The sequence below is a fragment of the Cellulomonas iranensis NBRC 101100 = JCM 18110 genome (assembly GCF_001552375.1).
In the GTDB taxonomy this organism is placed as follows: Bacteria; Actinomycetota; Actinomycetes; order Actinomycetales; family Cellulomonadaceae; genus Cellulomonas; species Cellulomonas iranensis.
Genome location: NZ_BCRB01000016.1, coordinates 21804 through 47259, shown reverse-complemented (window position 1 = coordinate 47259; position 25456 = coordinate 21804). Strand labels below are relative to the sequence as shown.

The following is a 25456-nucleotide window of genomic DNA, read 5'->3' as shown; positions in this document are numbered from 1 at the left end:
CGGTGCGAGAGCGCCCCGCGGGGGGACAGGTGCAGGCGCCCTCGCACCGTCGTCGGCTCAGTAGGTGAACCGTGCGGTGCGGGCCCGCAGGTCCGCCGCGATCCGGGCCAGCTCGGCGACGGCCGTCGCGACCTGGTCCATGGCCTCGTTGGTCGAGGACGCCTGCGTCGCGACGCCCGTGATGGTGCCGGCGATGTCACCGGACCCGGTGGCGGCCTCGGCGACCGAGCGGGACATCTCGGCGGTGGTCGCGGTCTGCTCCTCGACGGCCGAGGCGATGGTGAGCTGGTAGTCGTTGATCGCCGCGATGATGCGCGAGATGTCGCCGATCGCATCGACGGCGCCGGTCGTGTCGCCCTGGATGGCCTCGACGCGCCGCGCGATGTCCTCGGTGGCCTTCGCGGTCTCCTGCGCGAGCTCCTTGACCTCCCCCGCGACGACCGCGAACCCCTTGCCCGCCTCACCGGCACGCGCAGCCTCGATCGTCGCGTTGAGCGCCAGCAGGTTGGTCTGCTCGGCGATGCTCGTGATCATCTTGACGACGTTGCCGATCTCCTGGCTCGACTCGCCCAGCCGGCTGACCTGCTCGTTCGTCGTCTTCGCGGCGTCCGTGGCCTGCCCGGCGACGCGCGCGGCCTCGGACGCGTTCTGGGAGATCTCGCGGATCGACGCGCCCATCTCCTCCGCACCGGCGGCGACGGCCTGGACCGAGCGCGACACCTGCTCGGCCGCGGCCGCCACCGACCCGGCGCGCTCACCGGTCTCGCGGGACGCGGACGCGACCTGCGTCGAGGACGCCGAGAGCTGCTCGGTCGCCGCGGCGACGGTCTGCGCGCCCTCGACGACCCCGGCGAGCGTCTGCCGCAGCGCGCGCTGCGCCTCGGTCAGCGCCGCCGTCATGCGGCCCAGCTCGTCGTCGTCCCAGACGGTCGCCTCGACCGTGAGGTCGCCGGCCGCCATCGCGACGACCGCGTCCTGCACGCCGCGCACGGACCGCAGGACGCGCCGCACGGTGACGACCGCGACGACGCTCACCAGCAGCAGCGCTCCCGCGACGACGCCCCAGAGCACCAGCACCGAGGTCCGCACGAGCGCGACGTTGCGCGCGGTGCTCTCGACCGCGCCGGCGTTGAGCTCCTCGACGGCCGTCGCGATCTCGGCGTCCGCGGCCACGCCCTGCTGCGCGAGGTCCTGGTTGGCGTAGCCGCGCGCCCGCGGGTCGTCGGCGTCGACCATGTCGAGGTACCGGTCCGTGAGGACCATGTACGGCTCGGTGGCGGCGGTGAGGCGCTGCGCGAGGTCGGGGTTGGTCCGCGCGACGTCCGCCTGGACGGTCGCGACGGTCTCGCGCTCCTCGGCGATCTTGGCGCGGGTCGCGGGGCGCTCGTCGGCGGTGTTGATCTGCAGCCGGACGTTGGCGAGACGCACCGCGGTGAACGCGCGCTGCAGGTTCGACACGTCACGCAGCGGGTCGATCGACTCGGTCTCGAGCTCCGTCTGCGCGGCGGCGAGCGCCTGCATCCGCACGGTGGCGACGCCCGCCACCGCGACGACGACGAGCGCGAGGAGCGCGAGGCACGCGCCGATCTTGAGCCCGAGCGGACGGTCGACGAACCAGCTCCACGCCGTCTTCTTCTTCGTGGCGGGCAGGTCGGGCATCGGGTGCTCCTCGGTCGACGGCGGTTCTCCTTCACCATCGGGCGCCCGGCGCTTGATTTGAGCGTTCGATCAAAATCTCGTCCCACGACTGCTCCGTGAACGCGTCCTCCCAGGTCAGCGCCGCAGCGCGGGTGTCACACCCGGGCCGCCAGGCACGCCACCGCCCGCACGACGCGCCCGGCCGTGGCACCCTGACGCATGCCCGTCCCCCGGGCCGCCGGTGCGACGGAGCCCGCCGGCGGGCGCGGCGCGGGCCGTCGCCGCCCGCACGGGCCGCGCGACGTCCGCGCGACGACGCGCCCGGGACAGGGCAAGGGAGGACCAGTGCCGAAGACCCCCACGGTGTACGACGTCGCCCGGCACGTCGGGATGTCGACCGCGACGGTGTCACGCGTGCTGCGCCGCCCCGAGGACGTGCGACCCGAGACGCGTGCGCTCGTGCACGCCGCGATCCAGGAGCTGGGGTACGTGCCGTCGGGCGCGGCGCGCGGCCTCGCGGCCCGCCAGACGGGCGTGCTGGGCCTGTGCTTCCCCGACGTCGACGGCATCGACGACCCGGCGTCGGTCCCGGCGCCCGTGCCCGCGGGCCAGGCGGTCGAGGTGGTCGTCGACACGGGCCAGGCGCCCGACGTGCACCCGGGCAACCTGTACATGGGCGAGGTCATGCGCGGCGCCGAGCTCGAGGCGTGGCGCACCGGGCTCGCGGTGATGATCGCTGTCGCGCGCGGTCCCGCGTCGGCGGCGACGGTGTCGGACCTGGCCGGGCGCGTCGACGGGCTCGCGGTGCTGTCCGCGACGGTGCCGGACGACGTGCTGGCGCACATCGCGCGCCGCATCCCGGTGGTGGTCATGGCGGGGCCCGGCATCGACGGCGACCCGCACGACCACATCAGCGTCGACAACGCGGCGGGCATGCGCGCGCTGACCACGCACCTCGTGGCCGACCACGGGCTGCGCGACCTCGCGTTCGTCGGCGGCTCGGCGGACTCCCCCGACGACGCCGAGCGCTTCCTCGGGTTCCGCGCGGCGCTCGCCGAGGCGGGCCTGCCCGTGCCCGACGCGCCGGCGGCGCGCGGCGACTTCACGCGGACGACGGCGCGCACGCTCGCGCGGCGCCTGCTCGCCGCGGGCGACCTGCCGCGCGCGCTCGTGTGCTCGAACGACCAGACGGCGCTCGGGTTCCTGGACGAGCTCGCGGCCGCGGGCGTGGACGTGCCGGGCCGCGTCGCGCTGACCGGGTTCGACGGCATCGACGCGGGGCTGACCGCGTCGCCGCCGCTGACGACCGTGCGGCAGCCGATGGTCGAGCTGGGGCGCGCGGCGGTCGACCGGCTGCGGCGCCGGATGGCGGACCCGAGCCTGCCGACGGCGACGATGAACCTGCCGGTGCGGGTGCTGCTGCGCAGGTCGTGCGGGTGCGCTCCCACCGCGCGCGCGACCCCGGGCCCGGCCGCGGCCGTCGCTCCCCCGGCCGGCTGACGCCGCCGGGGTGCGCCGGCGGGAGGTGTTGCCGTGTCCGATGTAAGCGCATACAGTCGACCGCGCGCACCCCCGGCGCACGGCCCCCGGGCCGTCCTCGACGTGGAGGAGAACGACTCATGACCCGCTCGCGCTGGACCCAGGCCGCCACGGCCCTGGCGACCGCGGCCGTGCTGGTGACCGCGGGCTGTGCGGCCCCGGTCCAGACCTCGGGCGGCGGCAACGCCGCCGACGGCACCACCTCGATGCTCATCGGCGCCGACAACGGCTCGCCGACCTTCGAGCGGAACTTCAACCCGTACTCGTCGAACAAGCGCAACACCGCGAGCTACATCTACGAGCCGCTCGTGATCGTCAACGAGATGTCCGGCGACGAGACGCCCTGGCTCGCCGAGTCCTACGAGCAGCCCGACGCGAGCACCGTGGTCTTCCACCTGCGCGACGGCGTCACCTGGTCCGACGGCGAGGACTTCACCGCCGACGACGTGGTCTTCACGTTCGACCTGCTGCTGCAGCACCCGCAGCTCGACCTGCGCGGCGTCGGCGAGCACATCGCCTCGGTCGAGGCCGACGGGTCCGACGTGATCGTGCACCTGTCCAGCGAGGACGTGCCCGGCGCCGTCATCATCGCGCAGACCATGATCGTGCCCGAGCACCTGTGGGCCGACGTCGACGACCCCGTGACGTTCACCAACGAGGACCCGGTCGGCACCGGCCCGTACACGCTCGGCGAGTTCACGCCCAACCAGTACACGCTCGTGAAGAACGAGACCTACTGGCAGGCCGACAAGGTCGCCGCCGACCGGCTCGTGCAGCCCGCCGCGAACTCCGAGCTCGACATCGTCAACAAGGGCTACGACTGGGCCTACGCGTTCATGAGCGACGTCGAGGACACCTGGGTCACGGCCGACCCCGAGCACAACACCTACTGGTACCCGGCCGGCGCGACCATCGCGCTCATCCCCAACATGACGAAGGCGCCGTACGACAACCTCGACTTCCGCAAGGGGATCGCGGCCGCGCTCGACAAGCAGGCCATCGCCGACAAGGCCGAGCAGGGCTACGTCGACCAGGCCAGCCAGAGCGGCCTCATGCTCCCCGCGCAGGAGAAGCTGCTCGACCCCGACCTGCCGAACCAGGGCGTCGTCGAGCAGGACGCCGACGCGGCGCTCGCGCACTTCGCCGCCGCGGGCTACACGCAGTCCGGCGGCAAGATGGTCGACGCGAACGGCCAGCAGCTGACCATCCGGATCACGACCCCCAACGGCTGGTCCGACTGGCTGCAGGGCGTCCAGCAGGTCAAGACGCAGCTCGGCGCGCTCGGCATCGAGGTCGAGGTCGTGCAGCCGCAGCCCGCGGCGTACCAGCGCGAGATGCGCTCGGGCGAGTTCGACATGGTCATGGGCACGGTCGGCGGCACCGGCCAGCCGTACCAGGACTTCAGCGGCATGATGGGCGCGCGATTCTACCAGGACGTCGGCACCACCGCGTCGGGCAACTTCGGGCGCTTCCGGTCGCCCGAGGCCGACGCCCTGCTCGACGAGCTCAAGGTCACCGTCGACGACGCGCGGCAGGCCGAGATCGCGCAGGAGCTGCAGACCATCGCCTACGAGCAGCTGCCGATGATCTCCCTGTTCTACGGCGGGTCGTGGGGCCTGTTCTCCACCAAGTCGTTCACCGGCTGGCCCAGCGCCGACGACCCGTACGCGTCCCCCAAGACGTGGGACCAGACGCCGCTGCTCATCCTCACGAGCCTCGAGCCGGCCTCCTGACGGCGGTGCCCGGGCGCGGCCACGACGCGCCCGGGCACCCCCCGCACGACCCACCCGACCCGACACGAGGAGGCTCCGGTGCGCTACGCCCTGCGCAAGCTCGGTCTGCTCCTGCTGACGCTGTGGGCGGCGGTGACGCTGAACTTCGTGCTGCCGCGGCTCATGCCCGGCTCGCCCGCCGACGCCGCCATCGCCCGGCTGTCCCAGAACGGCCCCGTCTCCCCCGCCGTGCAGCGCGCCATCGAGGTGCAGCTCGGCCTGCCCGACGGCAACCTGTGGGACCAGTACGTCAGCTACCTGCACAACGTCCTGACCCTCGACTTCGGGGTCTCGTACACGTTCTTCCCGCAGCAGGTCTCCGAGCTGGTCGCGGCCGCCCTGCCCTGGACGCTCGTGATGGTCGGGCTCGTGACGGTCGTCGCGTTCGTGCTCGGCACGCTCATCGGGGTCGGCGCGGCCTGGCGGCGCGGCACCTGGATGGACTCGGTGCCGACCATGACCGGCAGCTTCCTGTCCGCGTTCCCCTACTTCTGGACCGCGCTGCTCATCCTGTTCTTCGCCGGCTACGTCGCCGGCTGGTTCCCGACGTCGGGCGCCTACTCGGCCACCGCCGTCCCCACGTTCTCCGCCGAGTTCGTCGGCGACGCGCTGTACCACGCGGCGCTGCCCGCGCTCACGATCCTGCTGACGTCCCTCGGCGGCTGGATCCTCGGCATGCGCAACACCATGATCACGACGCTCGGCGAGGACTACGTGACGTTCGCCGAGGCCAACGGCCTGCGCGGCCGCACCGTGGCGCTGCGCTACGCCGCCCGCAACGCGATCCTGCCGAACCTCACGGGCTTCGGCATGGCCCTCGGCGGCGTGGTCGGCGGGTCCCTGCTCGTCGAGCAGGTCTTCAACTACCCGGGCGTCGGGTACCTGCTGTTCAACGCCGTGACCAACCAGGACTTCCCCCTGATGCAGGCGCTGTTCCTCATGATCACGGTCAGCGTGCTCGTGGCGAACTTCCTGGTCGAGATCCTCTACGGCGTCCTCGACCCCCGGACGAGGCGGTGAGCGACATGACCGAACCGACAGCCGTGACCGCGGCGGGCACCGAGCCGCAGGTGGTCCCCGGGCCGCCGCGCCGCACGAGCCGCACCCGCACGGGGCGCTTCTTCCAGGTCGTGGGCCGCGGGTTCGCGACCGTGTGGGCCAACCCCAAGGCCCGCGTCGGGCTCGTCATGCTGGGCGCGTTCGTCCTCATGGCCGTCCTCGCGCCCGTGCTCGCGCCGTACGGCCCGCACGACGACTCGTTCGGCCGCAACGAGGCCGGGTCCGCCGCGCACTGGCTCGGCACCACCGGCAACGGCGAGGACGTGCTCTCGCAGGTCATCTACGGCGCGCGGATCTCGCTGCTCGTCGGCTTCGTCGCCGGCGGCCTGTCGACGCTCGTCGCGGTCGTCATCGGCCTGTCGTGGGGCTACCTGCGCGGCTGGGGCGACGACGTCGTCAACTTCCTGGTCAACCTGTTCCTCGTGATGCCGGGCCTGCCGCTCATGATCATCATCGCGGCGTACCTGCAGAACGGCGGGCTGCCGATGATCATCCTGGTCGTCGTGCTCACCGGGTGGGCGTGGGGTGCGCGCGTGCTGCGCTCGCAGACCCGGTCGCTGCGCTCGCGCGACTTCGTCACGGCCGCCGTGTTCTCGGGCGAGCGCCCGGCGCGCGTCGTGTTCCGGGAGATCCTGCCGAACATGACGTCGATGATCGCGGCGTCGTTCTTCGGCGCGGCGACCGCCGCGATCCTCGCGGAGTCCGGCCTGTCGTTCCTCGGCCTGGGCGACATGTCGACCGTGAGCTGGGGCTCGATGATCTTCTGGGCCCAGAACTCCATGGCGATCCTCACCGGCCAGTGGGTGCTGCTGTTCGCGCCCGGCCTGTGCATCGCGCTGCTCGCCACCTCCATGACCCTCGTGAACTTCGGCGTGGACGGCCTGTCCAACCCGCGCCTGCGGGAAGGGACCGGCCGATGAGCCTGCTGCAGATCGAGGACCTCACGGTCGTCTACGAGCCGCGCGGCGCGCAGCCCACGACCGCCGTCGACCGCGTCAGCCTCAGCCTCGAGCAGGGCGAGTTCGTCGGCCTGGTCGGCGAGTCCGGCTCGGGCAAGTCGACGCTCGGCTTCGCGATCACGCGGCTCGCCAAGGCGCCCGCGCGCATCGCGTCGGGGCGGATCGTGTTCGACGGCACCGACATCGCCGGCATGGGCGCCGAGGAGCTGCGCGCGCAGCGCCGCGGCGGGTTCGCGATGGTGCTGCAGTCCGGCATGAACGCGCTCAACCCCGTGCGGTCCGTCGGGCACCACTTCGCCGACGTGTTCGCGGCCCACGGCCACGTGCCGGCGCCCCGGCGGCGTGCGCGCGCGGTCGATCTGCTCGACAAGGTGCAGCTGCCCGCGACCGTCCTGGACCGGTACCCCGGCGAGCTGTCGGGCGGCATGCGGCAGCGCGTGTCCATCGCGCTGGCCCTGTCGCTCGAGCCGCGCCTCATGGTGTTCGACGAGCCGACCACCGCGCTCGACGTGCTCGTGCAGCACGCCGTCATGGACACGATCCGCGAGCTGCAGAAGGCCGAGGGCTTCACCGCGGTGCTCATCTCGCACGACCTCGGAGTCGTGCTGGAGTCCGCCGAGCGCGTCGCGGTCATGCACGACGGTCGCGTCGTCGAGGACGCCCCCGCGCGCGAGCTGTACCGCCACCCGCGGCACGAGTACACGCGCATGCTGCTCTCGCACTACGCGGACCCGCGCGCCGAGGTCGTCGAGCTGCCGGGCCTGAGCTCGCGCACGGTCGACGCGGCGGGCGGCACCGCGGCGTCCGTGCGCGGCACCGCGGCGGGGCCCGACGCCGGCGCCGCGCGCGACGCGGTCGTCGTCGAGCACGTGTCCAAGGTGTACCCGGCGCCGCGGCGCGGCGAGCAGCCCGTCACGGCCGTCGACGACGTGTCGTTCACGCTCGAGCCGGGCGGCGCGCTCGCGCTCGTCGGCCAGTCCGGGTCCGGCAAGTCGACCATCGCCAAGATGCTCACGGGCGTCGAGCGGCCCACGAGCGGCACCGTGCGGTTCGGCGACCAGCGGGTCGACCGGATGCGCCGCCGCCAGCTGCGCCGCCTGCACGCCGACGTCCAGATGGTGTTCCAGGACCCGTACTCGGCACTCAACCCGCTGAGCACGGTCGAGTACACGCTCACCCGGCCGGTCGAGAACTTCACCGACCTGCGCGGCGAGGCCGCGCGGGCCCGCGTGCTCGAGCTGCTGGAGACCGTGGGCCTGACCCCGGTCGAGCAGTTCGCCGCCAAGCTGCCGCACCAGCTGTCCGGCGGGCAGCGCCAGCGCGTCGTCATCGCGCGCGCGCTCGCGTCGAACCCGCAGGTGCTGGTCGCCGACGAGCCCGTGTCGATGCTCGACGTGTCGCTGCGCGCGGGCGTGCTCGCGCTGCTGCAGGAGCTGCGCCGCGAGACGGGCGTCTCGCTGCTCTACATCACGCACGACCTGCTCTCGGCGCGCGTCATCGCCGACCAGATCATGGTGCTGCACCACGGCACGGTCGTGGAGCGCGGCGAGACGGTGCGCGTGCTGCGGTTCCCCGAGGCGGACTACACGACCCGCCTGCTGGCCGCCGTGCCGCAGCCCGCCCGACGGTTCGAGGCGTCGTGACGGCCCCTGAGCAGGTCCGACCGGACGTCGTGCCCGGCACCGGCGTCGTCACGCCCGGGCGGCCGTTCGGCGGCCTGGCGCTGCCCGCGGGCGTCGAGCCGCTGCGGCTGCGGCTGTCCGAGGTCGAGCTGACCGCGCTGCGCGCGCGGCCGGCGGGCGAGGTCCGCGCCACGGCGCTGCTGGTGCCCGGGTTCACGGGGTCCAAGGAGGACCACCGCGTGCTGCTGCCGCTGCTCGCGGCGCAGGGCGTCGACGCGTGGGCGATCTCGCAGCGCGGGCAGGGCGACTCCGGCGCGCTCCCCCGCACGGCGGACCACGCGCTCGACCGCCTGGTCGAGGACGTGCACGAGGTCGCAGCGCTGCTCGGGACCCCGGTGCACCTGCTCGGCCACTCGTTCGGCGGGACCGTCGCGGCCGCCGCGGCCGTGCACCACCCGGGCGCGTTCCGGTCGCTCACGCTGCTGTGCTCGGGCCCGCACGGCTGGCCGGGCCGCAAGGCGGACCTGCGCGCGCGGCTGCTCGCCGCGGGCGGCGCCGCCGACCTGTGGACCCTCGACAACCCCGACCTCGCCTGGCGCCTCGCGCAGGGCGAACCGGTCGAGCTCGACCCCGAGGCCGCGTTCCACCGCGAGCGCTCACGGGCCACGAGCACCGCGCAGCTCGTCGCGGCGATCGACATCCTCGCCGACCCCGCCGACGTCACCCCCGCGCTGGCCGCCACCGGGCTCCCGGTGCTGGTCGCGCACGGCGAGCACGACGACGTCGCCTGGCCGCAGACGTGGCAGCGCCGCACCGCCGAGCAGGTGGGCGGGCGCTACGCGGTGCTGCCCGGCGCGGCGCACTCGCCGAACCTCGAGACCCCCGAGGCCACGGCCGACCTGCTGGTCGGCTTCTGGTCCTCCTGCCCTGCAACCGAGTGAAGGACAGCCCTGTGGCACACACCCTGCAGTTCCCCGACGGATTCCGCTGGGGCGCGGCGACCGCCGCGCACCAGATCGAGGGCAACAACGTCACCAGCGACTGGTGGGTGCGCGAGCACGCGCCCGGCACGACGATCGTCGAGCCGTCGGGCGACGCCGCGGACTCCTACCACCGCTACGCGCAGGACATGCGGCTCCTCAAGGACGCGGGCCTGGACACGTACCGGTTCAGCATCGAGTGGGCGCGCATCGAGCCCGAGAAGGGCTTCGTGTCCCGCGCCGAGGTCGCGCACTACCGGCGCATGGTGGAGACGGCGCTCGAGCTGGGCGTCACGCCCATGGTCACGCTCATGCACTTCACGGTGCCGCGCTGGTTCTACCAGGAGGGCATGTGGCGGGCCGCCGACGCGGCGGACCGCTTCGCACGGTACGTCGAGGCGGCGCTGCCCGTGCTGGGCGACGACGTCGAGTGGGTCTGCACGATCAACGAGCCGAACATCGCGGCGATGATCGCGGGGGGCGAGGACCCGGCGAACCTGGTCGCGTACGGGCTGCCCGCGCCGGACCTCGCGGTGGCCGACACGCTGCTCGAGTGCCACCACCGCGCGCAGGAGGTGCTGTCAGGCGTCGGTGGCGTGCGGTCGGGCTGGACGATCGCGACGCAGGCGTTCCAGGCGGAGCCGGGATGCGAGGACGTCAAGCACGCGTACGGCTACCCGCGCGACGACTGGTACCTGGAGATGTCGAAGGGCGACGACTGGGTCGGCGTGCAGGCGTACACGCGCACGATCATCGGCCCCGACGGCCCGCGGCAGGTGCCCGAGGGCGTCGAGACGACCCTCACGGGCTGGGAGTACTACCCGCCGGCGATGGCCGAGGGCGTGCGCTCGGCGTGGGAGCTCACGGGCGGCGTGCCGGTGTTCGTCACCGAGAACGGCATCGCGACGGCCGACGACGCGCGCCGCATCGACTACACCGAGGCCGCGCTCACGCACCTGCACGCGGCGATCGCCGACGGCGTCACGGTCGAGGGCTACCTGCACTGGAGCCTGCTCGACAACTACGAGTGGGCCAGCGGCTTCCGTCCCACGTTCGGCCTGGTCGGCTGGGACCCCGAGACGTTCGAGCGCCGCCCCAAGCCGAGTCTGGCGTGGCTCGGCGAGCAGGCGCGGGCGAACGCCCTGACCGTCCGCTGACGGTCGGGACGACGCCGGCGCACGGGCCACCCCTCCCGTGCGCCGGCGTCGGCGTCCCGCCTCCCGCGCTCACCGGCCGTCGACGTCGCCGCCCTCGCTCGCGCGCTTCCACCGCGCGAGGTGGTAGCGCCACCCCTCCTCGTGCTCGTCGGGCAGCGAGCGCGGGGTCCGTGCGCGGACGAACCCCGTCTCGGCCAGGTCGACCACGGTGGACGTCCCGTCCGCGGTCAGACGGACCACGACCTCGAGCGGACCTTCCCACGTCGGTTCGGCCCACACGAACGCGAGCAGCCGCGGTGGGTCGCACCTGGTCACGCGGCCCGTGGCCGTCGCCTCGACACCGCCCTCGGTCCAGGTCTCGACGAGCGGCGAGCCGACGACGGCGTCGAAGCGCATCTCGGGCCACCACGCGTCCCGCCCGACCGTCAGGAGTCGCCAGACGACGTCGAGGGACGCGTCGACCCTCGTCCCCACCGTCACCGAGTCGCGCAGCACGCGAGCACGCTACCGACCCGGGACCGTCGTCGGAGCACCCGAGTACGTGAACCGCTGGTACGTGAACCCCTAGTACGTGAACCGGGCCGTCCGGGCGCGCAGGTCGGCCGCGATCCGGGCCAGGTCGGCCACGGACGTCGTGACCTGGTCCATCGCCTCGTTGGTGGACGTCGCCTGGGTCGCGACGCCGGTGATGGTGCCGGCGATGTCGCCCGAGCCCGTCGCGGCCTCGGTGACGGACCGCGACATCTGGGTGGTCGTGGCGGTCTGCTCCTCGACGGCCGACGCGATGGTCAGCTGGAAGTCGTTGATCGCGGCGATGATGCGCGAGATGTCACCGATCGCAGCGACCGCGCCCGCGGTGTCGCCCTGGATGGCCTCGACGCGGCGCGCGATGTCCTCGGTGGCCTTCGCGGTCTCCTGCGCCAGCTCCTTGACCTCGCCGGCCACGACCGCGAACCCCTTGCCGGCCTCGCCGGCGCGGGCCGCCTCGATGGTCGCGTTGAGCGCGAGCAGGTTGGTCTGCTCGGCGATGCTCGTGATCATCTTGACGACGTTGCCGATCTCCTGGCTCGACTCGCCCAGGCGACTGACCTGCTCGTTCGTCGTCTTCGCGGCGTCCGTGGCCTGCCCCGCGACGCGCGCCGCCTCCGCGGCGTTCTGCGCGATCTCCCGGATCGACGCGCCCATCTCCTCGGTGCCCGCCGCGACGGCCTGCACGTTGCGCGACACCTGCTCGGCGGCCGCGGCCACCGACCCCGCGCGCTGCTCGGTCTCGCGCGACGCGGACGCCACCTGCGTCGACGACGCCGACAGCTGCTGCGTCGCCGCCGCGACCGTCTGCGCGCCCTCGACCACGCCCGCCAGCGTCTCGCGCAGCGACCGCTGCGCCTCGGTGAGCGCGGCCGTCATGCGCCCGATCTCGTCCCGCTCGCGCACCGTGGCCTCGACCGTGAGGTCGCCCGCGGCCATCGCGACCACCGCGTCCTGCACGCCGCGCACCGAGCGCAGGATGCGGCGCACCGTGACGACCGCGACGCCCGCCGCCAGCAGCAGCGCCCCCGCGACCACGACCCACAGCACCACGACCGACGTGCCCACGAGACGCGACGTCGCGGCGGTGGTGTCGCCCGCGAGCGCGTTGAGCTCCTCGACGACGGCCGCGATCTCCGCGTCGGCGTCGGTGCCGCGCACCACGAGGTCGTCGTTGAGGAACACCGGGGCGCGCGGGTCGTCCATCGCGACCATCTCGTGGTACCGGTCGGTGAGGTCGAGGTACGGCTGGATCGCGTCCGCGAGCCGCTGCCCCAGCTCCTCGTCGACCGCGGTGAGGTCGGCCGTGACCGTGCCGACCTGCTCGCGCTCGTCCGCGATCGTCGCGAGCGTCGCCGGGCGCTCGCCCTCCGTCACCGTCATGAGCCGCACGTTGCCGAGCCGCACGGCCGTGAACGCGCGCTGCAGGTCGGAGACACCGCGCAACGGGCCGATGGCCTCCTGCTCGAGCCGCGTCTGCGCACCGGCGAGCGCCTGCATCCGCACGGTCGCGACGCCCGCGACGGCGACAGCCACGAGCGCGAGCAGCGCGAGGCACGCGCCGATCTTCACGCCCAGCGACCGGTCGACGAACCAGCGCCACGGCGTCGTCGTCACCCTGGCCCGTGGGACACCGGCCATGAGAAACCCTCCTTGGTCTTGCGCACGACCGTCCTTGGTCGCCGACTCGCTGCCCTCAGCATCGGGTGTGATCGATACACCTTGAGGGACCGGGTGAAGGTGCACCCGTGTGCCACGGGGCGCGGCGTGCCCGATGAGTCCGCGCGGCCCGCCGGGTCGACACCTGCACCGGCACGCACCCCTCGGGAGGACCGACCATGACCGCACGCCTCAGCCCCTACCTGGGCTTCCGCGACCAGGCCCGCGCGGCGATGGACTTCTACGCCGACGTCTTCGGCGGTGCCGCGACGTCCAGCACGTTCGACGAGTTCGGCATGGCGTCGGACCCTGCCGACGCGGGCAAGATCATGCACTCGCAGCTCGAGCTGCCCGGCGGCGGGACGCTCATGGCGTCCGACACCCCGGCGTCGATGCCCGCACCGGAGCGACCCGGCGCGGTCGCGCTGTTCGGCGACGCGACGGACGCCGAGACGCTGCGCGCGGCGTTCGCGCGGCTCGCGGACGGCGGCACCGACGTCATGCCGATGGCGGTCGCCCCGTGGGGTGACGAGTTCGGGCAGGTCACGGACCGGTTCGGCACGACGTGGCTGGTCAACGTGGCGGGGCAGCCGCAGGGCTGAGCCGCGCGCGACCGACGCTCAGGCCGACGGCTCGGCGCCCGCACCGCCGCCGCGCAGCGCCGCGACGGCCGCGAGCCCGTCACGGGCGGCGGTCACGTCCGCCGCGACGCCGATGCGCGTCCCCACGTCGAGCGCGAACGCGAACCACGCCTCGGCGTCGTCCGCGCGGCCCGCGGCGAGGTCGAGCGTGCCGAGCGCGTGCGCGGCCGTGCCCTGCACGAGCAGCACGCGCGCCGCGCGGCCGGCAGCGAGGGCCGCGAGCAGCTCGCGACGGCCCGCGTCGACGTCCCCCGTGGCGACGAGCGCGCGCCCCAGCAGGGCGCGCGCCTCCGCACCGACCGCGGCCTCGAGGTCGGCGCGGCCCGCGAGCGCGGCCCGCACCTGCGCCACGGCGGCGTGCGGGTCGCCGGCCGTGAGGTCGACGCTCGCGAGCGCGGTCCGCACCGCCGCCTCGAGGCTCGCGTCGCCCATCGCGCGCGCGTCGTCGAGCGCGGCGCCCAGCACGGTCCGCGCGCGCGGCAGGTCGCCCAGCGTCTCGAGCAGGGTCGCGTGGTTGAGCCGCACGATGCCCGCGTTGTTGCGGTCGCCGACGCGCTCGCTCAGCGCGAGGGCGCGCGCGTAGCCGTCGCACGCCTCGTCGTAGCGGCCCAGCAGGCGCAGCGTGTCGGCGCGGTTGCCGATCGCCCGGCCCTCGCTGACCGCGTCGCCGCCGTGCCGCGCGGCGTCCTCGGCGCGCGCGTACGCGGCCGCCGCGGCGTCGAGCCGCCCGAGTCGCTTCTCGACGTTGCCGACGCGGTTGAACGTCTGCCCCGGGCGCGCGTCGTGCCCGGACTCGGCGGCGCGCACGAGCTGCGCGAGCGCCTCGTCGTAGTGCCCGAGCCGCTCGTGCGCGCGGCCCAGGTCGCGGCACGCGCGCGCGACGGCGGCGGGGTCGCCGCCCGTGGCCGCCGCACCGTGCACCACGAGGGCGTCGCGCCAGCGCGCGACCATGTCGAACCACGGGCCGAGCGCGTCCGACAGGCCCTGCGCGACGTCCGTCAGCCCGAGGTCCGCCGCGAGGGGCGCCGCCGCGACGCACACCGCGCGGTGGGTCTCGAGCCACGCGTGCGCGGCCGCGACGGCGGCGTCGTCCGCGGCCTCGTCGCGGGTCGCGGGCGTGTCGGCGGCGTGCGGCGCGACGACCGCGACCCGCGCCGCGGCGCGCTCGGCCAGCCACGCGCCGAGCCGCCCGACGGCGGCGACCACGTCGCTGTGCGCGTCGACCGCGTCCGCCCGTTCGCGGGCGTACCGCCGGACCAGCGCGTGCAGGTGCACGGCACCGTCGGCTCCCGTGCGGACCAGGTGCACGTCGTCGAGCCCCGACAGCACGTCGCGCACCGACCGCTCGTCGGCCCCGACCAGCAGCGCGACGCACACGGGCGGCAGCGGCGCCGGCACGAGCGCGACCCGGCGCAGCACGCGCGCCTCGTCGGGGGCGAGCGCGTCGTACGCGGTGTCGAGCGCGGGCAGCGCGTGCGCCGACGCCTCGATGCGCCGCGCGTGGTCGGCCAGCGACCAGGACTCCTGCCCGGCGATCCGCCCGGCGGCGACGACGAGCGCGAGCGGCAGCCCCTCGCAGGCGGTCGCGACACGGCGCGCGGCATCGGGCTCGGCGGCGACGCGCTCCGGACCCGCCACGGCGGCGATGAGCGCGACCGCCGCGTCGGGGGGCAGCGGCTCGACGCGCACGTGCACGCCTGCGACCTCGGGCAGCGCGCGGCGTGACGTGACGACGAGCGCCCACCCGGAGGCCGCGTCGGCCACGGCTGTCACGACGTCCGCGTCGGGCACGTCCTCGACGAGCAGCAGCCCCCGCGGCACGGGGGTGGCGTCCCCCGTCCGCACCTCCGCGGGCTGGGCACCGGTGGGCACCGCACCGGCGGACGAGGCACCGGCGGACGACGCACCGGGAGCCGCGACGAGGTCGGCCAGCAGGTCGCGCGCCTCGACGCCGTCGCCGGGCGTCGGCACCACGAGCACGGGCCGGCTCGTGCCCGCCGCCCACGTGCGCGCGGCGCCGTGCGCGAGCGCGGACTTGCCCACGCCGGGCATGCCGGTGACGACGGCGACGCGGCCCGCGTCCCACGCCGTGGTGAGCGCGTCGACCTCCGCGGCGCGTCCGGTGAGGGCGGCGGGCTCGTCGGGCAGCGGGCGCAGGGTGGTGCGTGGCGCGGCGGCGGGCGACGCGGCCGGCCGGGCGTCGGCCGCACGCCCCGCGACGGCGGCGTGCGCGGCGCGCCACGCGCGCACGTCGTCCTCGCCGCCGCCCAGGGCCCGGACGACGTCGGCGACGAGCTCGACGTCGAGCCGCGCGCGGCCGTCGCGGAACACGTCGTAGACCGTGACGCGGCCCGGGCGCCGCTCGCCCGCCGGCACGCCGCGTGCGGCGCGGACGCGCTCGACGCGCTGCACGAGCTGCGCGAACGACGGCGACCCCGCGTGCGCGCGCAGGGCCCGCAGCGCGCTCGTCAGGTCGTCCCAGCCACGGGGGTCGCCCGGGACGACGGGAGAGGTCACCCGTCGAGACTAGTCATCGGACGTTCGGGTTCGTTCGGACGCCTCGGGCGGCCGGACGCGCGCCCGGCACGATGGGGACGACCCCGTCCTGACCCGCCGTCCCGGAGGTACCCCGTGGGATTCCTGTCGTCCCTCAAGAGCTTCTTCTCGTCGTCGTTCCACACGCTCGAGGGCGCGCGCCCGCTCTCGGACGCCGAGCAGCGCGGCCTCGCGCTGGGCGCCGTGCACGCGGCCGAGGGCAGCCTGCCCATGAACGCGCTCACGATGGAGGCCGACCAGCGCACGGCCGCCAGGCTCCTCGCGGGCGCGTGGGACGTGCACGGCCCGCAGGACGTCGAGAACACGTACGCGTTCCTGCTGACCGAGGGCCACCGCGGGTACTACGCGGTGGTCGGCCCCGCGGTCGAGGCGACGTTCGAGCAGCGCCTGGGCCGCCGCGAGTCGGAGGCCAAGGCCGACGAGGTCGCGGCGCAGGCCGCCGCGCGCGGGCTCGACGGCGCGAGGGCGCGCGAGTGGTACCTGGGGTGGCTCGCGGCGGCGAAGGTCGGCGGGCACGGCGAGCTGGTCGACCCGCTGCCGGCGTCGATCGTCGCGTGGGACGCCGCACGCGTCGTGCACGTGAGCCGGCTGCTGGTCGACGCGGGGTTCGTCGACGAGGCGCGCGCGTACGCGGCGATCGCGCAGGCCGTGGACCTCGCGCGCCCGGCGTACGCGTCGTGGAAGGACTTCGGCGACGCGTTCTGCGTGGGCCGGGCGTTCTGGAAGGCGTCGAACATGCGCGACCCGCTGGACTCCGAGATCGGCAAGTTCACCAGCGCGACCCGCTCGCTGCTGGAGCAGGAGGACTCGCCGTGGCTGACGGTCCGCTGGTGACCTCGCTCCGCCGCGGGCGCCCCGGGCCGGGGGTGCGCTGACGTGCGCCGCCGGCTCGGGCTGCTGCTCGTGACGCTCGTGCTGGTCGCGGTGGGCGTCTGGCTCGTCGCGACGTACGGCGAGGAGTGGCGGCCGGCCGTGCACGCGCTGCTGCGGCGGGTGTCGTCGGGGATCCTCTGAGCCCGCTGGGGTAGCGGACCTACGATCCCATGTAGTACATGTACTACATGGGACACAGAGCAGACCCCGCCATCGCGGTCGCCGGCCTGCGCAAGGCCTACGGCGACCGGACCGTGCTCGACGGCATCGACCTGGAGGTCGCGCAGGGCGAGGTCGTCGCGCTGCTCGGCCCCAACGGCGCCGGCAAGACCACGACCGTCGAGATCGTCGAGGGCTTCCGGCGCCGCGACGCGGGCGACGTCCGCGTGCTCGGGGTCGACCCCGAGCGCGGCGACGACGCGTGGCGCGCGCGCATCGGGGTCGTGCTGCAGTCGTGGCGCGACCACCGCCGCTGGCGCGTCGGCGAGCTCCTCGGCCAGCTCGCCGACGCGTACCGCCCCTACGGCACGCCCGACCGCCCGCGTCCCCGCCCGGTCGACGAGCTGCTCGCGCGCGTCGGCCTCACCGACGTCGCCGACCAGCGCATGGCGACCCTCTCGGGCGGGCAGCGCCGCCGGTTCGACGTCGCCGTCGGGCTCGCCGGCCGCCCCGACCTGCTGATCCTCGACGAGCCCACGGCCGGCCTCGACCCGGCCGCCCGCCGCGAGTTCCACGAGCTCGTGCACGAGGTCGTCGACCTCGACGGCACGGTCGTCCTCCTCACGACGCACGACCTCGCCGAGGCCGAGAACGTCGCCGACCGCATCCTGCTGCTCGCGGGCGGGCGCATCGTCGCCGACGGCAGCCCCGCCGCCGTCGCGCGCGACGTCGCCGGCCCGTCCGAGGTGCGTTGGGCCAGCGGCGGGCAGCGGCACGTGCACAGCACGCACGACCCCGTGGCGTTCACGCGCGAGCTGCTCGCCACCACGCCCGAGGTCACCGACCTCGAGGTCGCGCACGCGAGCCTCGAGGACGCCTACCTGGAGATCGTCCGCCGCCACGAGGCCGGCCAGCCGCTGGAGGTCACCCGATGAGCACGCCCGCGCCCCGCGTCCACGCCGTCCGCCTCGGCCTGCGCCGCGGCCTCGCCGACTTCCGCAACATGCTCCGCGCACCCGACGACATGGCCTGGAACCTCGTCATCGGCGTCGCGCTGCTGGTCTACCTCGTGACGCAGCGGCACGTCGAGGTCCCCGGTGCGGGCGGCGCGACGCTCCCCGACCTCGCGATGCCCGGCATCGTGGCGGCCGTCGTCGTCTTCGGCATGGTCATGGGGCCCGCGTTCGCGCTGTCCGCCGACGTCGAGGACGGCACCGTGCTGCGGCTGCGCACCACACCGCGCGGCACCACCACGTACACCGTCGGCGTCGTGCTCGCCCAGGTGCTCGGCGCGCTGCCCATGTTCGTCATCCTGCTCGCGCCGTGGGCGCTCCTGCTCGGCGACCCCATGCACCAGGGCGGCGCCGGATGGGCCGCCCTGGTCGGCTGGGTCGTGCTCGGGACCCTCGCGACGCTGCCCGTCGGGATCGTCGGCGGCGCGCTGGCCGGCCGCACGACCCGCGTGCTGCTGCTCGTCATGGCACCCGTCGTCGCGCTGTCGGCCGTCTCCGGGGTGTTCGGGCCCCAGACGGTCCCGGGGTGGGCGAGCGGCGTCGTGCAGGCGTTCCCGCTGTACTGGCTCGCGCACGGGCTGCGGTCCACCACGCTGCCCCCGGGTGCCGAGGGGCTCGAGGTCGGCGGGGCGTGGCACCCCGAGATCGCCGTGCTCGTGCTGCTCGCCTGGGCCGTCATCGGGCTCGTCGCCGCACCCGCGGTGCTGCGCCGCACGGCCGCGCGCCAGACCGCGGGCGCGCTGGCCGACCGCCTCCACGCCTTCCTGCAGCGCGGCTGACGTGGCGACCGAACCCACCCCGGGCCGCACCACCGCGGCCGAGACGGTCCACAACCGCATCGCCGTGCTGCGCACCGAGCGCGGCGTCAGCCGCCGCGAGCTCGCCGAAGCGCTCGGCGTGCACTACCAGACGGTCGGTTACCTCGAGCGCGGCGAGTACAGCCCGTCGCTGCACCTCGCGCTGCGCATCGCCGCGTTCTTCGACGTCCCCGTCGAGGTCGCGTTCTCGCTCGAGCCGTTCCCCCGCATCGGGGCGCCGCCGCCCCGCTGACCGCGGTGCCCGCCCGACGCCGGACGGGCGGGCACCCCGGGCCGCTCCTACAATGGGCGCGTACGTCCAGTCTCCGGGGGGGGGAGAGACCATGGCCGACGACCCGTACCGCGCGCTCGTGCTCGAGGACGACCCCGACGCGGCGGACCTGCTGCGCATCACGCTGGTGCGCGTGGGCCTCGACGTCGACGTCGTCGGCACCGCGGAGGCCGCGCTCGCCGCGCTCGCCCGCGCCCGGTACGACGTGCTCGTCACCGACATCCAGCTGCCCGGACGCTCGGGGCTGCAGCTGCTGCCCGAGGTGCGGCGCCTCGACCCGACGCTCACCGTCATGGTCGTCACGGCCTACCCGACGTTCGACCACGCCGTCGAGGCCCTGCGCGAGGCGGCCGACGAGTTCCTCGCCAAGCCCGTCGACCCCGACGAGGTCGCCCGCCGCGCGACCGAGCTCGCCCGCGTGGCGCGCTCGCGCCGCGGTGCGACCCACCGGCGGGTCCTCGCGGTCGGCGCCCACCCGGACGACGTCGAGATCGGCGCGGGCGCGACCCTCGCCGCGCACCACGCCGCCGGCGACGAGATCGTGATCCTCACCCTGTCCGGCGGGGCGGTCGGCGGCAGCACCTCCGTCCGGCAGGCCGAGTCCGCGGCCGCCGCCGCGGTCGTCGGCGCCCACCTCGTGCACCTCGACTTCCCCGACACGCGGATCGTCCCCGCCGACGGCGTCATCACGGCCGTCGAGCAGGTCGTGCAGGACGTGCGCCCCGACCGGATCTACACGCACGGCGCGCACGACCGGCACCAGGACCACCGGGCCACGCACGAGGCAGTCCAGGTCGCGGCGCGGCAGGTGCCGAACCTCTGGTGCTTCCAGAGCCCGTCCTCGACGGTCGCGTTCGCACCCAACCGGTTCGTCGACGTCACCGGGTTCGTCGACACCAAGCTCCAGATGCTGGCCGCGTACGAGTCGCAGGCGCACCGCGACTACATGCAGCCCGACGTGGTGCGCGCGGCGGCGCGGTACTGGTCGCGCTTCGGCGCGGGGCACGACGTCGAGCCGCTCGAGACGGTCCGCGCGAGCGAGACGCCCGCCGACGCGGCCGCCGCCCTGGCGTCCCCGCCCGACGCCCGGACGACGTTCGGGACGGACCACGGCACGGAGGGCTGATGGCCCGGCCCGGCGGGCGTGCGTCGACCCGACCCGACCCCGGCGGCCCCCGACCGGCCGACGCCGACCTCGTGGGACGGGTCACGGCACCCTGGCTCACCCCCGACGCCGTCGGGCTGCGGCAGGTGCCGACGACCGTGGCGCTGCTGCTCGCGGTCGCGCTCGTGGAGTCGTCCGTCGACCCGGCGCACCCGGCGCTGCTCGTGGCCGCCACCGTGCTCGTGGTGGCCGCGCAGGGGGTCGCGGCGCTCGTGCCGTGGGGGCGCGTCGCGCCCCCGTGGCGTGCCGTGGCCCCGCTCGCGCAGCTCGCGGCCGTCGCGCTGCTCGACCTCGGCACGGGCCTGCCGCGCGCCGACTTCGACGTCCTCGTGCTGCTGCCGGTCGGCGCCCTCGCGCTGCGCCCCGAACGGTGGGGCCCCGCGCTCGGGCTGGCCGGGAGCGCGGTCGTGCTGCTCGCGCCCGCCGTCGTCGACGTCGGTCGGGTCCGTCCCCTGCTGCACGCGGTCGTCACGTTCCTCGTCATCGCGGCGACCGCGGTCGGTGCGCACGGCATCGTGCAGGCCGCGCGACGGCAGGCCGAGGAGCTGCGCCGTGCGCGCGACGCGCTCGACGAGCGGGCCCGCCAGCTGCGCGCGTCGCGCGACACCCTGCGCAGCATCGTGCAGGCCGCGACCGCGCAGGCGATCGTCGCGACCGACCGCGACGGCGTGGTCCTCACCGCGAGCCCCGGTACCGAGCGCGCCCTCGGCCTGGCACCCGCCGAGCTCGTCGGGCACCCCGTGACGGGCGTCGTCACCCAGGACGGCCCGGGGCTGCGGCTGCTCGACGGCGCCGGCACGACGCCGCAGATGCCGCTGGCGCGGGTCGTCGGGCGGGCCGCCGACGGCGGCACGCACGCCGACGAGTGGCGGCGCGTGGGGCCCGACGGCGCCGTGCGGCACGTCGAGGTCGTCGTGACGCCGCGACCGGCCCTCGAGGGCGCGAGCCCCGAGCTGCCGGCCGGGTACCTGCTGGTCGGCACGGACGTCACGCCACGCCACGACGAGCAGCGCCGTCAGGACGAGTTCATCGGCCTGGTCAGCCACGAGCTGCGGACGCCGCTCGCGTCGATCCTCGGCTACGTCCGGCTGATCCGGACCAGCGGCCGGCCGCTCGACGACGAGGACCGCCGCTACCTCGACGTCGTCGAGCGCAACGCGCACCGGCTCGACGCGCTCGTCGACGAGCTGCTCACGAGCGCGCAGCTCGCGGTCGGCGCCGTGCTGTCGCCGCAGGAGGTCGACGTCGCGGAGGTCGTGCGGGCGTCCGTCACGAGCCAGGCCCCGGTGGCGCGCGCGGCGGGCGTGCAGGTCGACGTCGACGCCGACCCCGCCGTGCCCCTGCTGTCCGACCCGCAGCGGCTCGGGCAGGTCGTCGACAACCTGCTGAGCAACGCCGTGAAGCACAGCCTCGCGGGCGACCACGTGCGCGTCGCGGTCCGCGCCGGTGCGACGCCCGAGGGTGCACGGACGGCGCACGTGCGCGTCGCCGACGACGGGCCGGGCATCGCACCCGACGAGCTCGCCCGCATCACGCAGCGCTTCTACCGCACGCGCGACACGCGCCGCCGCCGCGTGCGGGGCGTCGGGCTCGGCCTGTCGCTCGTGCAGGCGATCGTCGACGAGCACGGCGGCACGCTCAGCATCGACAGCACCCCGGGTGCGGGCACCCGGGTCGACGTCGTGCTCCCGGACGTGCCGCCCGGTGCGCAGGCCGCGGACGCGACCTGACGACGCCCGTCAGCGCCAGAGGTCGGTGAGGGCCGCCCAGTCCTCGTCGGAGAGGAGGCTCGCCGGCGTGACGTTGACGTGCGTGGCACCGGCGGTCTGCGCGGAGCCCACGGCCTCCGCGAGCGCCGACGCGGGCAAGGCCCCCGGCGGATCGAGCGACGCGGGCGCCCACAGCCCCACGGACAGCACGAACCGCGACATGTCCTCACCGGCCGCCACCAGCGCCGCGGTGAACGTCCCGACCTCGGACGGGGGCCGCGCGGCGAACGTGTACGCCCACAGCACCAGCCGGTCCGCGGCCCTCAGCAGCACCGCGTACTCGTGGCCGGAGCTCGGCACGCCGCGCGGGGGGTCGGCCCAGTCGACCTCGACGTCCATCGCGAGGGCGACGCCCGACGCGCCGGCCTCGTCGAGCGCGGCGCGCATGCGCCGCAGCAGGTCGGCGATCACCTCGGAGCGCCAGGTGCCGACCGTCGGGTCCAGGCCGTCGGGGCGCCCGTCCTCGCCCCGTGGCCAGTCCGCCGCGCCCGTCGCCGCGCGGTACAGCGCGAGGTCGTCGTCGCCCCAGGAGTGGTAGAGGAACAGCTCGGTGAGCGCGATCTGGCTCGGCTGGTAGCGCGCGCCGAGCGCAGCGACGTACGCGACCAGGCGGTCCCCCACCGGGCCCTGCGCGAGCTGCGTGGCCGACGGGTTGTACGTCACCCGGTTCCCGTCGCCGTCCACACCGGCGACGGACGGGTCCTGCGCGATCCAGCGCGGCACGTACGCGTCGACGATCAGCCCGATCTGGCGCTGCTCGCCGTCGGCGGTGAGGCGCAGCGCGCGCGCCGCGCGCGCGAGGTGGTCGGTCCCGGGCTCGGCCGCGCTCTCCGGGTGCTCGGCCCAGTCGAACGCGGTGAACTCGACCCGCCCCGCGTTGAGGTCGACGCCCGTGGCTCCCGCGGCGTCCAGCCGCGCGTCGAGCGCCTCCCAGTCGGTCGTCGGGTCGGTGACGACACCGAAGTCGACGCTCACCGACCGCAGCGTGCGCGGCGGCTCCGGCGAGCGCATGCGCGGCGGCACCTCCTGCCAGGGGCGTGCGACGACGACGCCCGTCACCACGACCGCGAGCAACGCGGCCACGACGATCACGAACCAGGCCCGTCGTCCTCGACGAGCCCCGGGACCGACACGGTCCCGCTGCGTTCCAGCTTGTTCCACCGGTTCTCCGCGTTCCCGAGCTCGAGGCGCGCGGCGTCGAGCACGACGAGGGACATGAGCGCGGAGTAGGGCGGCCACAGCACGACCGTCCAGAGCTGGCGCAGGTCGCCGGGCGAGCGGTCGAGCAGCACCGCGACGACCAGCAGCGCGGCCGACAGCGGCAGCCCGACGAGCAGCAGCCACCCGGCCAGCGACGCGGGCAGCCGGTCCGGGCCGTCGACCAGCACGAGCACCGTCAGCACCACCGCACCGAGCACCTGGACGAACGGCCCCACCACCTGCGCCAGCGTGTTGTAGAGCAGGTAGACGCCGAACGCGCCGTGGTGCGGGTTCCCGATCATGCCCCGGTGCAGCGACGTCGCCTGGAGCAGGCCGCGCGCCCACCGCACGCGCTGCCGCCACAGCCCGCGGACCGTCGACGGGGACTCCGCGTGCACGACCGCATCGGGCGCGAACGTCACGCCGTAGCCCGCGCGGTGCACGCGCCACGTCAGCTCGAGGTCCTCGCCGAGGGTGTCGGTGCGCAGCGGGCCCACGCGCTCGAGCACGTCGCGGCGGTAGGCGCCGATGTTGCCCGACACGACCGGCAGGCACCCCAGCACGTCGAGGGCCCGGCGCATGAGCCCCGTGCCGACGTGGCTGATGAGCGCGAGCAGCCGCGTCAGGACGTGGTCGAGGTTCACGGGCCGGTCGTTGCCGCACACCGCACCGACGCGCGCGTGCCGGAAACCGCGCAGCAGCAGCGTCAGCGTGTCGGGCCGGAACAGCCCGTCCGCGTCGACGAGCACCACGACGTCGCCCCGCGAGGCGGCGATGCCGGTGTTGAGGGCGGCGCCCTTGCCGGCGTTCTGCTGCCGCAGCACCCGCACGCGCGCGTCGGTCTGCGCGACCTCCTGCATCCGGCGGTGCGTGCCGTCGGACGACCCGTCGTCGACGCACACGACCTCGAGACGCGGGTGCTCGCTGCGCAGGATCGACCGCAGGCAGTTGCCGATCAGCAGCTCCTCCTCGAAGGCCGGCACGACGACGCTCACCGCGGGCGGCTCGGCGAAGAGCGGGCCGCACCCCGCCGGGCCCGGGGTCGCGCGGCGCTGCCGCGCCTCGAACACGAACGCCGCGGGGACGGTCGCGAGCCGCACGAGCCCGATCACGAGCATCGACGCCCCCGCGACGACCAGCACCGACGTCAGCAGCGCGACGACCACCGACATGGGCGTCAGCCGGGCCAGTCGGTCAGCACCGACTCCAGGATCCGCGGTGCCGCGGCGGACAGCGCCCCGAACCGCGCGTTGACCTCGAGCACGACCGGTGTCCCGTCCGCCAGCCGCCGGACGTCCAGGTCGACGGGTCCGACGAGGTCCAGCGCCTCGACGGTGCGCACCGCGAGGGCCGCGACGTCCGGCGCCGCGTCGTCGGGCAGCGGCTCGACGGCGGTCGCGTTGCCGATCCGCCCCTGCTCGAGCGCGGCCTTCTGCAGGACCACCACGACGCTGCTGCCGGTGACGGGCGACCGGTACACCTGGGGGCTGTACTCGACGGCGGGCGCGAACACCTGGACCAGCCACGCGGCGTCGACGTGCTCCCACACGGGGTCGTCGGGGTCGTCGACGACGTGCACGCCGCGACCGCCGCGCGCGACCCGCGGCTTGACGACGACCGGGCCGCCGGCCCACGCGAGGGCGTCGGCCGCGGAGCCGAGCGCGTCGGCCGGCGCGAAGGCCGGCACGGAGACGCCGGCGCGCGCGAGCGCCCACATCGTCAGCAGCTTGTCGCCCGCGACGGCGGAGGCCGAGGCGGCCGACACGACGACCGTGCCACCGAGCCCCGCGGCGCGCGCGAGCACCGCGATGCGCGGCAGCTCCTCGGAGACCGTGGGCAGCACGAGGTCCGGCCCGACGCGCGCGAGCAGGTCCAGCGTCGCCCGCTCGTAGCGCGGGTCGCCGGCGGGCGGCACCTCCTCGACCGACCCGTAGCCCGGGACGGGGACGGGAGCCATGTCGGCACCGACCGCCCGTACGTCGTCCCGGGACGCGAGCTGCGTCCCCAGCGCTCGCCCCGCCGGACCGGCTGCACCGGTCACGACGACCTTGCGCGCTCCCCCTGCGCCCATACCCGGA

At 75.3% G+C, this 25456-nt stretch carries 22 protein-coding genes; 15 read left to right on the top strand and 7 right to left on the bottom strand.

The genetic code is table 11. The features are described 5' to 3' along the window. Nucleotides 1–57: 57 nt before the first annotated feature. A complete protein-coding gene (locus CS2_RS05220; protein WP_070319162.1) occupies nucleotides 58–1659 on the bottom strand; it encodes a methyl-accepting chemotaxis protein in 1602 nt (533 codons plus the stop codon). Nucleotides 1660–1983: 324 nt separating this feature from the next. Here CS2_RS05220 and CS2_RS05215 point away from each other — a divergent pair, with 324 nt between their 5' ends. The 7 genes from CS2_RS05215 to CS2_RS05185 all read left to right on the top strand — a co-directional run bounded on the left by CS2_RS05215 (nucleotide 1984) and on the right by CS2_RS05185 (nucleotide 10726). After that, on the top strand, nucleotides 1984–3138 hold the full coding sequence (locus tag CS2_RS05215) for a LacI family DNA-binding transcriptional regulator (RefSeq protein ID WP_217997362.1): 1155 nt from the start codon (nucleotides 1984–1986) through the stop codon (nucleotides 3136–3138). Nucleotides 3139–3257: 119 nt separating this feature from the next. Continuing rightward, the gene (locus CS2_RS05210) at nucleotides 3258–4910 is read left to right on the top strand and encodes an ABC transporter substrate-binding protein (RefSeq protein WP_070319161.1); all 1653 of its coding nucleotides are present in this window, start codon (nucleotides 3258–3260) and stop codon (nucleotides 4908–4910) included. Between the two features lie 78 nt (nucleotides 4911–4988). Beyond that, nucleotides 4989–5969, top strand: coding sequence for an ABC transporter permease (locus CS2_RS05205; RefSeq protein ID WP_046529789.1), 981 nt, complete (start codon nucleotides 4989–4991; stop codon nucleotides 5967–5969). Between the two features lie 5 nt (nucleotides 5970–5974). Next, nucleotides 5975–6928 (top strand): ABC transporter permease, encoded by a 954-nt coding sequence (locus CS2_RS05200; RefSeq protein ID WP_046531015.1) that lies wholly within the window; start codon nucleotides 5975–5977, stop codon nucleotides 6926–6928. Further along, nucleotides 6925–8610 (top strand): ABC transporter ATP-binding protein, encoded by a 1686-nt coding sequence (locus CS2_RS05195; RefSeq protein WP_070319160.1) that lies wholly within the window; start codon nucleotides 6925–6927, stop codon nucleotides 8608–8610. Before CS2_RS05200 ends, CS2_RS05195 begins: the two co-directional genes overlap by 4 nt. Further along, nucleotides 8607–9530, top strand: a complete 924-nt coding sequence (locus CS2_RS05190; RefSeq protein ID WP_082739893.1) for an alpha/beta fold hydrolase — start codon at nucleotides 8607–8609, stop codon at nucleotides 9528–9530. The genes CS2_RS05195 and CS2_RS05190 overlap by 4 nt, the downstream gene beginning before the upstream one ends. Nucleotides 9531–9541: 11 nt before the next feature. Continuing rightward, nucleotides 9542–10726: a glycoside hydrolase family 1 protein gene (locus CS2_RS05185; RefSeq protein ID WP_070319158.1), complete on the top strand. Its 1185-nt coding sequence runs from the start codon at nucleotides 9542–9544 to the stop codon at nucleotides 10724–10726. A 69-nt stretch (nucleotides 10727–10795) separates the two neighbouring features. On the opposite strand, the gene CS2_RS05180 is transcribed toward CS2_RS05185, so the two are convergent. Both CS2_RS05180 and CS2_RS05175 read right to left on the bottom strand, forming a co-directional pair. After that, nucleotides 10796–11221 carry an SRPBCC family protein gene (locus CS2_RS05180; RefSeq protein WP_233421079.1) on the bottom strand — a complete coding sequence of 142 codons (426 nt, stop codon included), beginning with the start codon at nucleotides 11219–11221 and terminating at the stop codon, nucleotides 10796–10798. 69 nt (nucleotides 11222–11290) lie between these two features. Continuing rightward, complete coding sequence (locus tag CS2_RS05175; protein WP_070319157.1) at nucleotides 11291–12895, bottom strand: methyl-accepting chemotaxis protein; 1605 nt, start codon at nucleotides 12893–12895, stop codon at nucleotides 11291–11293. Nucleotides 12896–13092: 197 nt separating this feature from the next. Here CS2_RS05175 and CS2_RS05170 point away from each other — a divergent pair, with 197 nt between their 5' ends. Then, a complete protein-coding gene (locus tag CS2_RS05170) occupies nucleotides 13093–13515 on the top strand; it encodes a VOC family protein (protein WP_070319156.1) in 423 nt (140 codons plus the stop codon). Between the two features lie 18 nt (nucleotides 13516–13533). Here the strand turns inward: CS2_RS05170 and CS2_RS05165 are convergent, their stop codons facing one another. Then, nucleotides 13534–16071 carry a tetratricopeptide repeat protein gene (locus CS2_RS05165; protein ID WP_070319155.1) on the bottom strand — a complete coding sequence of 846 codons (2538 nt, stop codon included), beginning with the start codon at nucleotides 16069–16071 and terminating at the stop codon, nucleotides 13534–13536. A 114-nt stretch (nucleotides 16072–16185) separates the two neighbouring features. Between CS2_RS05165 and CS2_RS05160 the strand changes: the two genes are divergently transcribed. The 7 genes from CS2_RS05160 to CS2_RS05135 all read left to right on the top strand — a co-directional run bounded on the left by CS2_RS05160 (nucleotide 16186) and on the right by CS2_RS05135 (nucleotide 22139). Continuing rightward, complete coding sequence (locus tag CS2_RS05160; protein WP_070319154.1) at nucleotides 16186–16944, top strand: DUF1266 domain-containing protein; 759 nt, start codon at nucleotides 16186–16188, stop codon at nucleotides 16942–16944. 42 nt (nucleotides 16945–16986) lie between these two features. Continuing rightward, complete coding sequence (locus tag CS2_RS18755; RefSeq protein WP_156442002.1) at nucleotides 16987–17124, top strand: hypothetical protein; 138 nt, start codon at nucleotides 16987–16989, stop codon at nucleotides 17122–17124. Nucleotides 17125–17171: 47 nt separating this feature from the next. After that, complete coding sequence (locus tag CS2_RS05155; RefSeq protein WP_217997361.1) at nucleotides 17172–18077, top strand: ABC transporter ATP-binding protein; 906 nt, start codon at nucleotides 17172–17174, stop codon at nucleotides 18075–18077. After that, nucleotides 18074–18934, top strand: a complete 861-nt coding sequence (locus tag CS2_RS05150) for an ABC transporter permease (RefSeq protein ID WP_070319152.1) — start codon at nucleotides 18074–18076, stop codon at nucleotides 18932–18934. Before CS2_RS05155 ends, CS2_RS05150 begins: the two co-directional genes overlap by 4 nt. Nucleotide 18935: 1 nt before the next feature. Continuing rightward, nucleotides 18936–19205, top strand: a complete 270-nt coding sequence (locus CS2_RS05145) for a helix-turn-helix transcriptional regulator (RefSeq protein ID WP_070319151.1) — start codon at nucleotides 18936–18938, stop codon at nucleotides 19203–19205. A gap of 91 nt (nucleotides 19206–19296) precedes the next feature. Continuing rightward, nucleotides 19297–20370, top strand: coding sequence for a PIG-L family deacetylase (locus CS2_RS05140; RefSeq protein ID WP_070319150.1), 1074 nt, complete (start codon nucleotides 19297–19299; stop codon nucleotides 20368–20370). Continuing rightward, the gene (locus CS2_RS05135) at nucleotides 20370–22139 is read left to right on the top strand and encodes a sensor histidine kinase (RefSeq protein WP_070319149.1); all 1770 of its coding nucleotides are present in this window, start codon (nucleotides 20370–20372) and stop codon (nucleotides 22137–22139) included. The genes CS2_RS05140 and CS2_RS05135 overlap by 1 nt, the downstream gene beginning before the upstream one ends. Before the next feature lie 9 nt (nucleotides 22140–22148). On the opposite strand, the gene CS2_RS05130 is transcribed toward CS2_RS05135, so the two are convergent. The 3 genes from CS2_RS05130 to CS2_RS05120 are packed head-to-tail and all read right to left on the bottom strand — an operon-like array spanning nucleotide 22149 to nucleotide 25335. Beyond that, entirely contained in the window at nucleotides 22149–23270 is a 1122-nt protein-coding gene (locus CS2_RS05130) for a hypothetical protein (RefSeq protein WP_233421078.1), read from the bottom strand. Beyond that, nucleotides 23267–24550: a glycosyltransferase family 2 protein gene (locus CS2_RS05125; protein WP_070319148.1), complete on the bottom strand. Its 1284-nt coding sequence runs from the start codon at nucleotides 24548–24550 to the stop codon at nucleotides 23267–23269. The genes CS2_RS05130 and CS2_RS05125 overlap by 4 nt, the downstream gene beginning before the upstream one ends. A 5-nt stretch (nucleotides 24551–24555) precedes the next feature. Then, nucleotides 24556–25335, bottom strand: coding sequence for an ATP-grasp domain-containing protein (locus CS2_RS05120; protein ID WP_233421077.1), 780 nt, complete (start codon nucleotides 25333–25335; stop codon nucleotides 24556–24558). Between the last annotated feature and the right edge of the window lie 121 nt (nucleotides 25336–25456).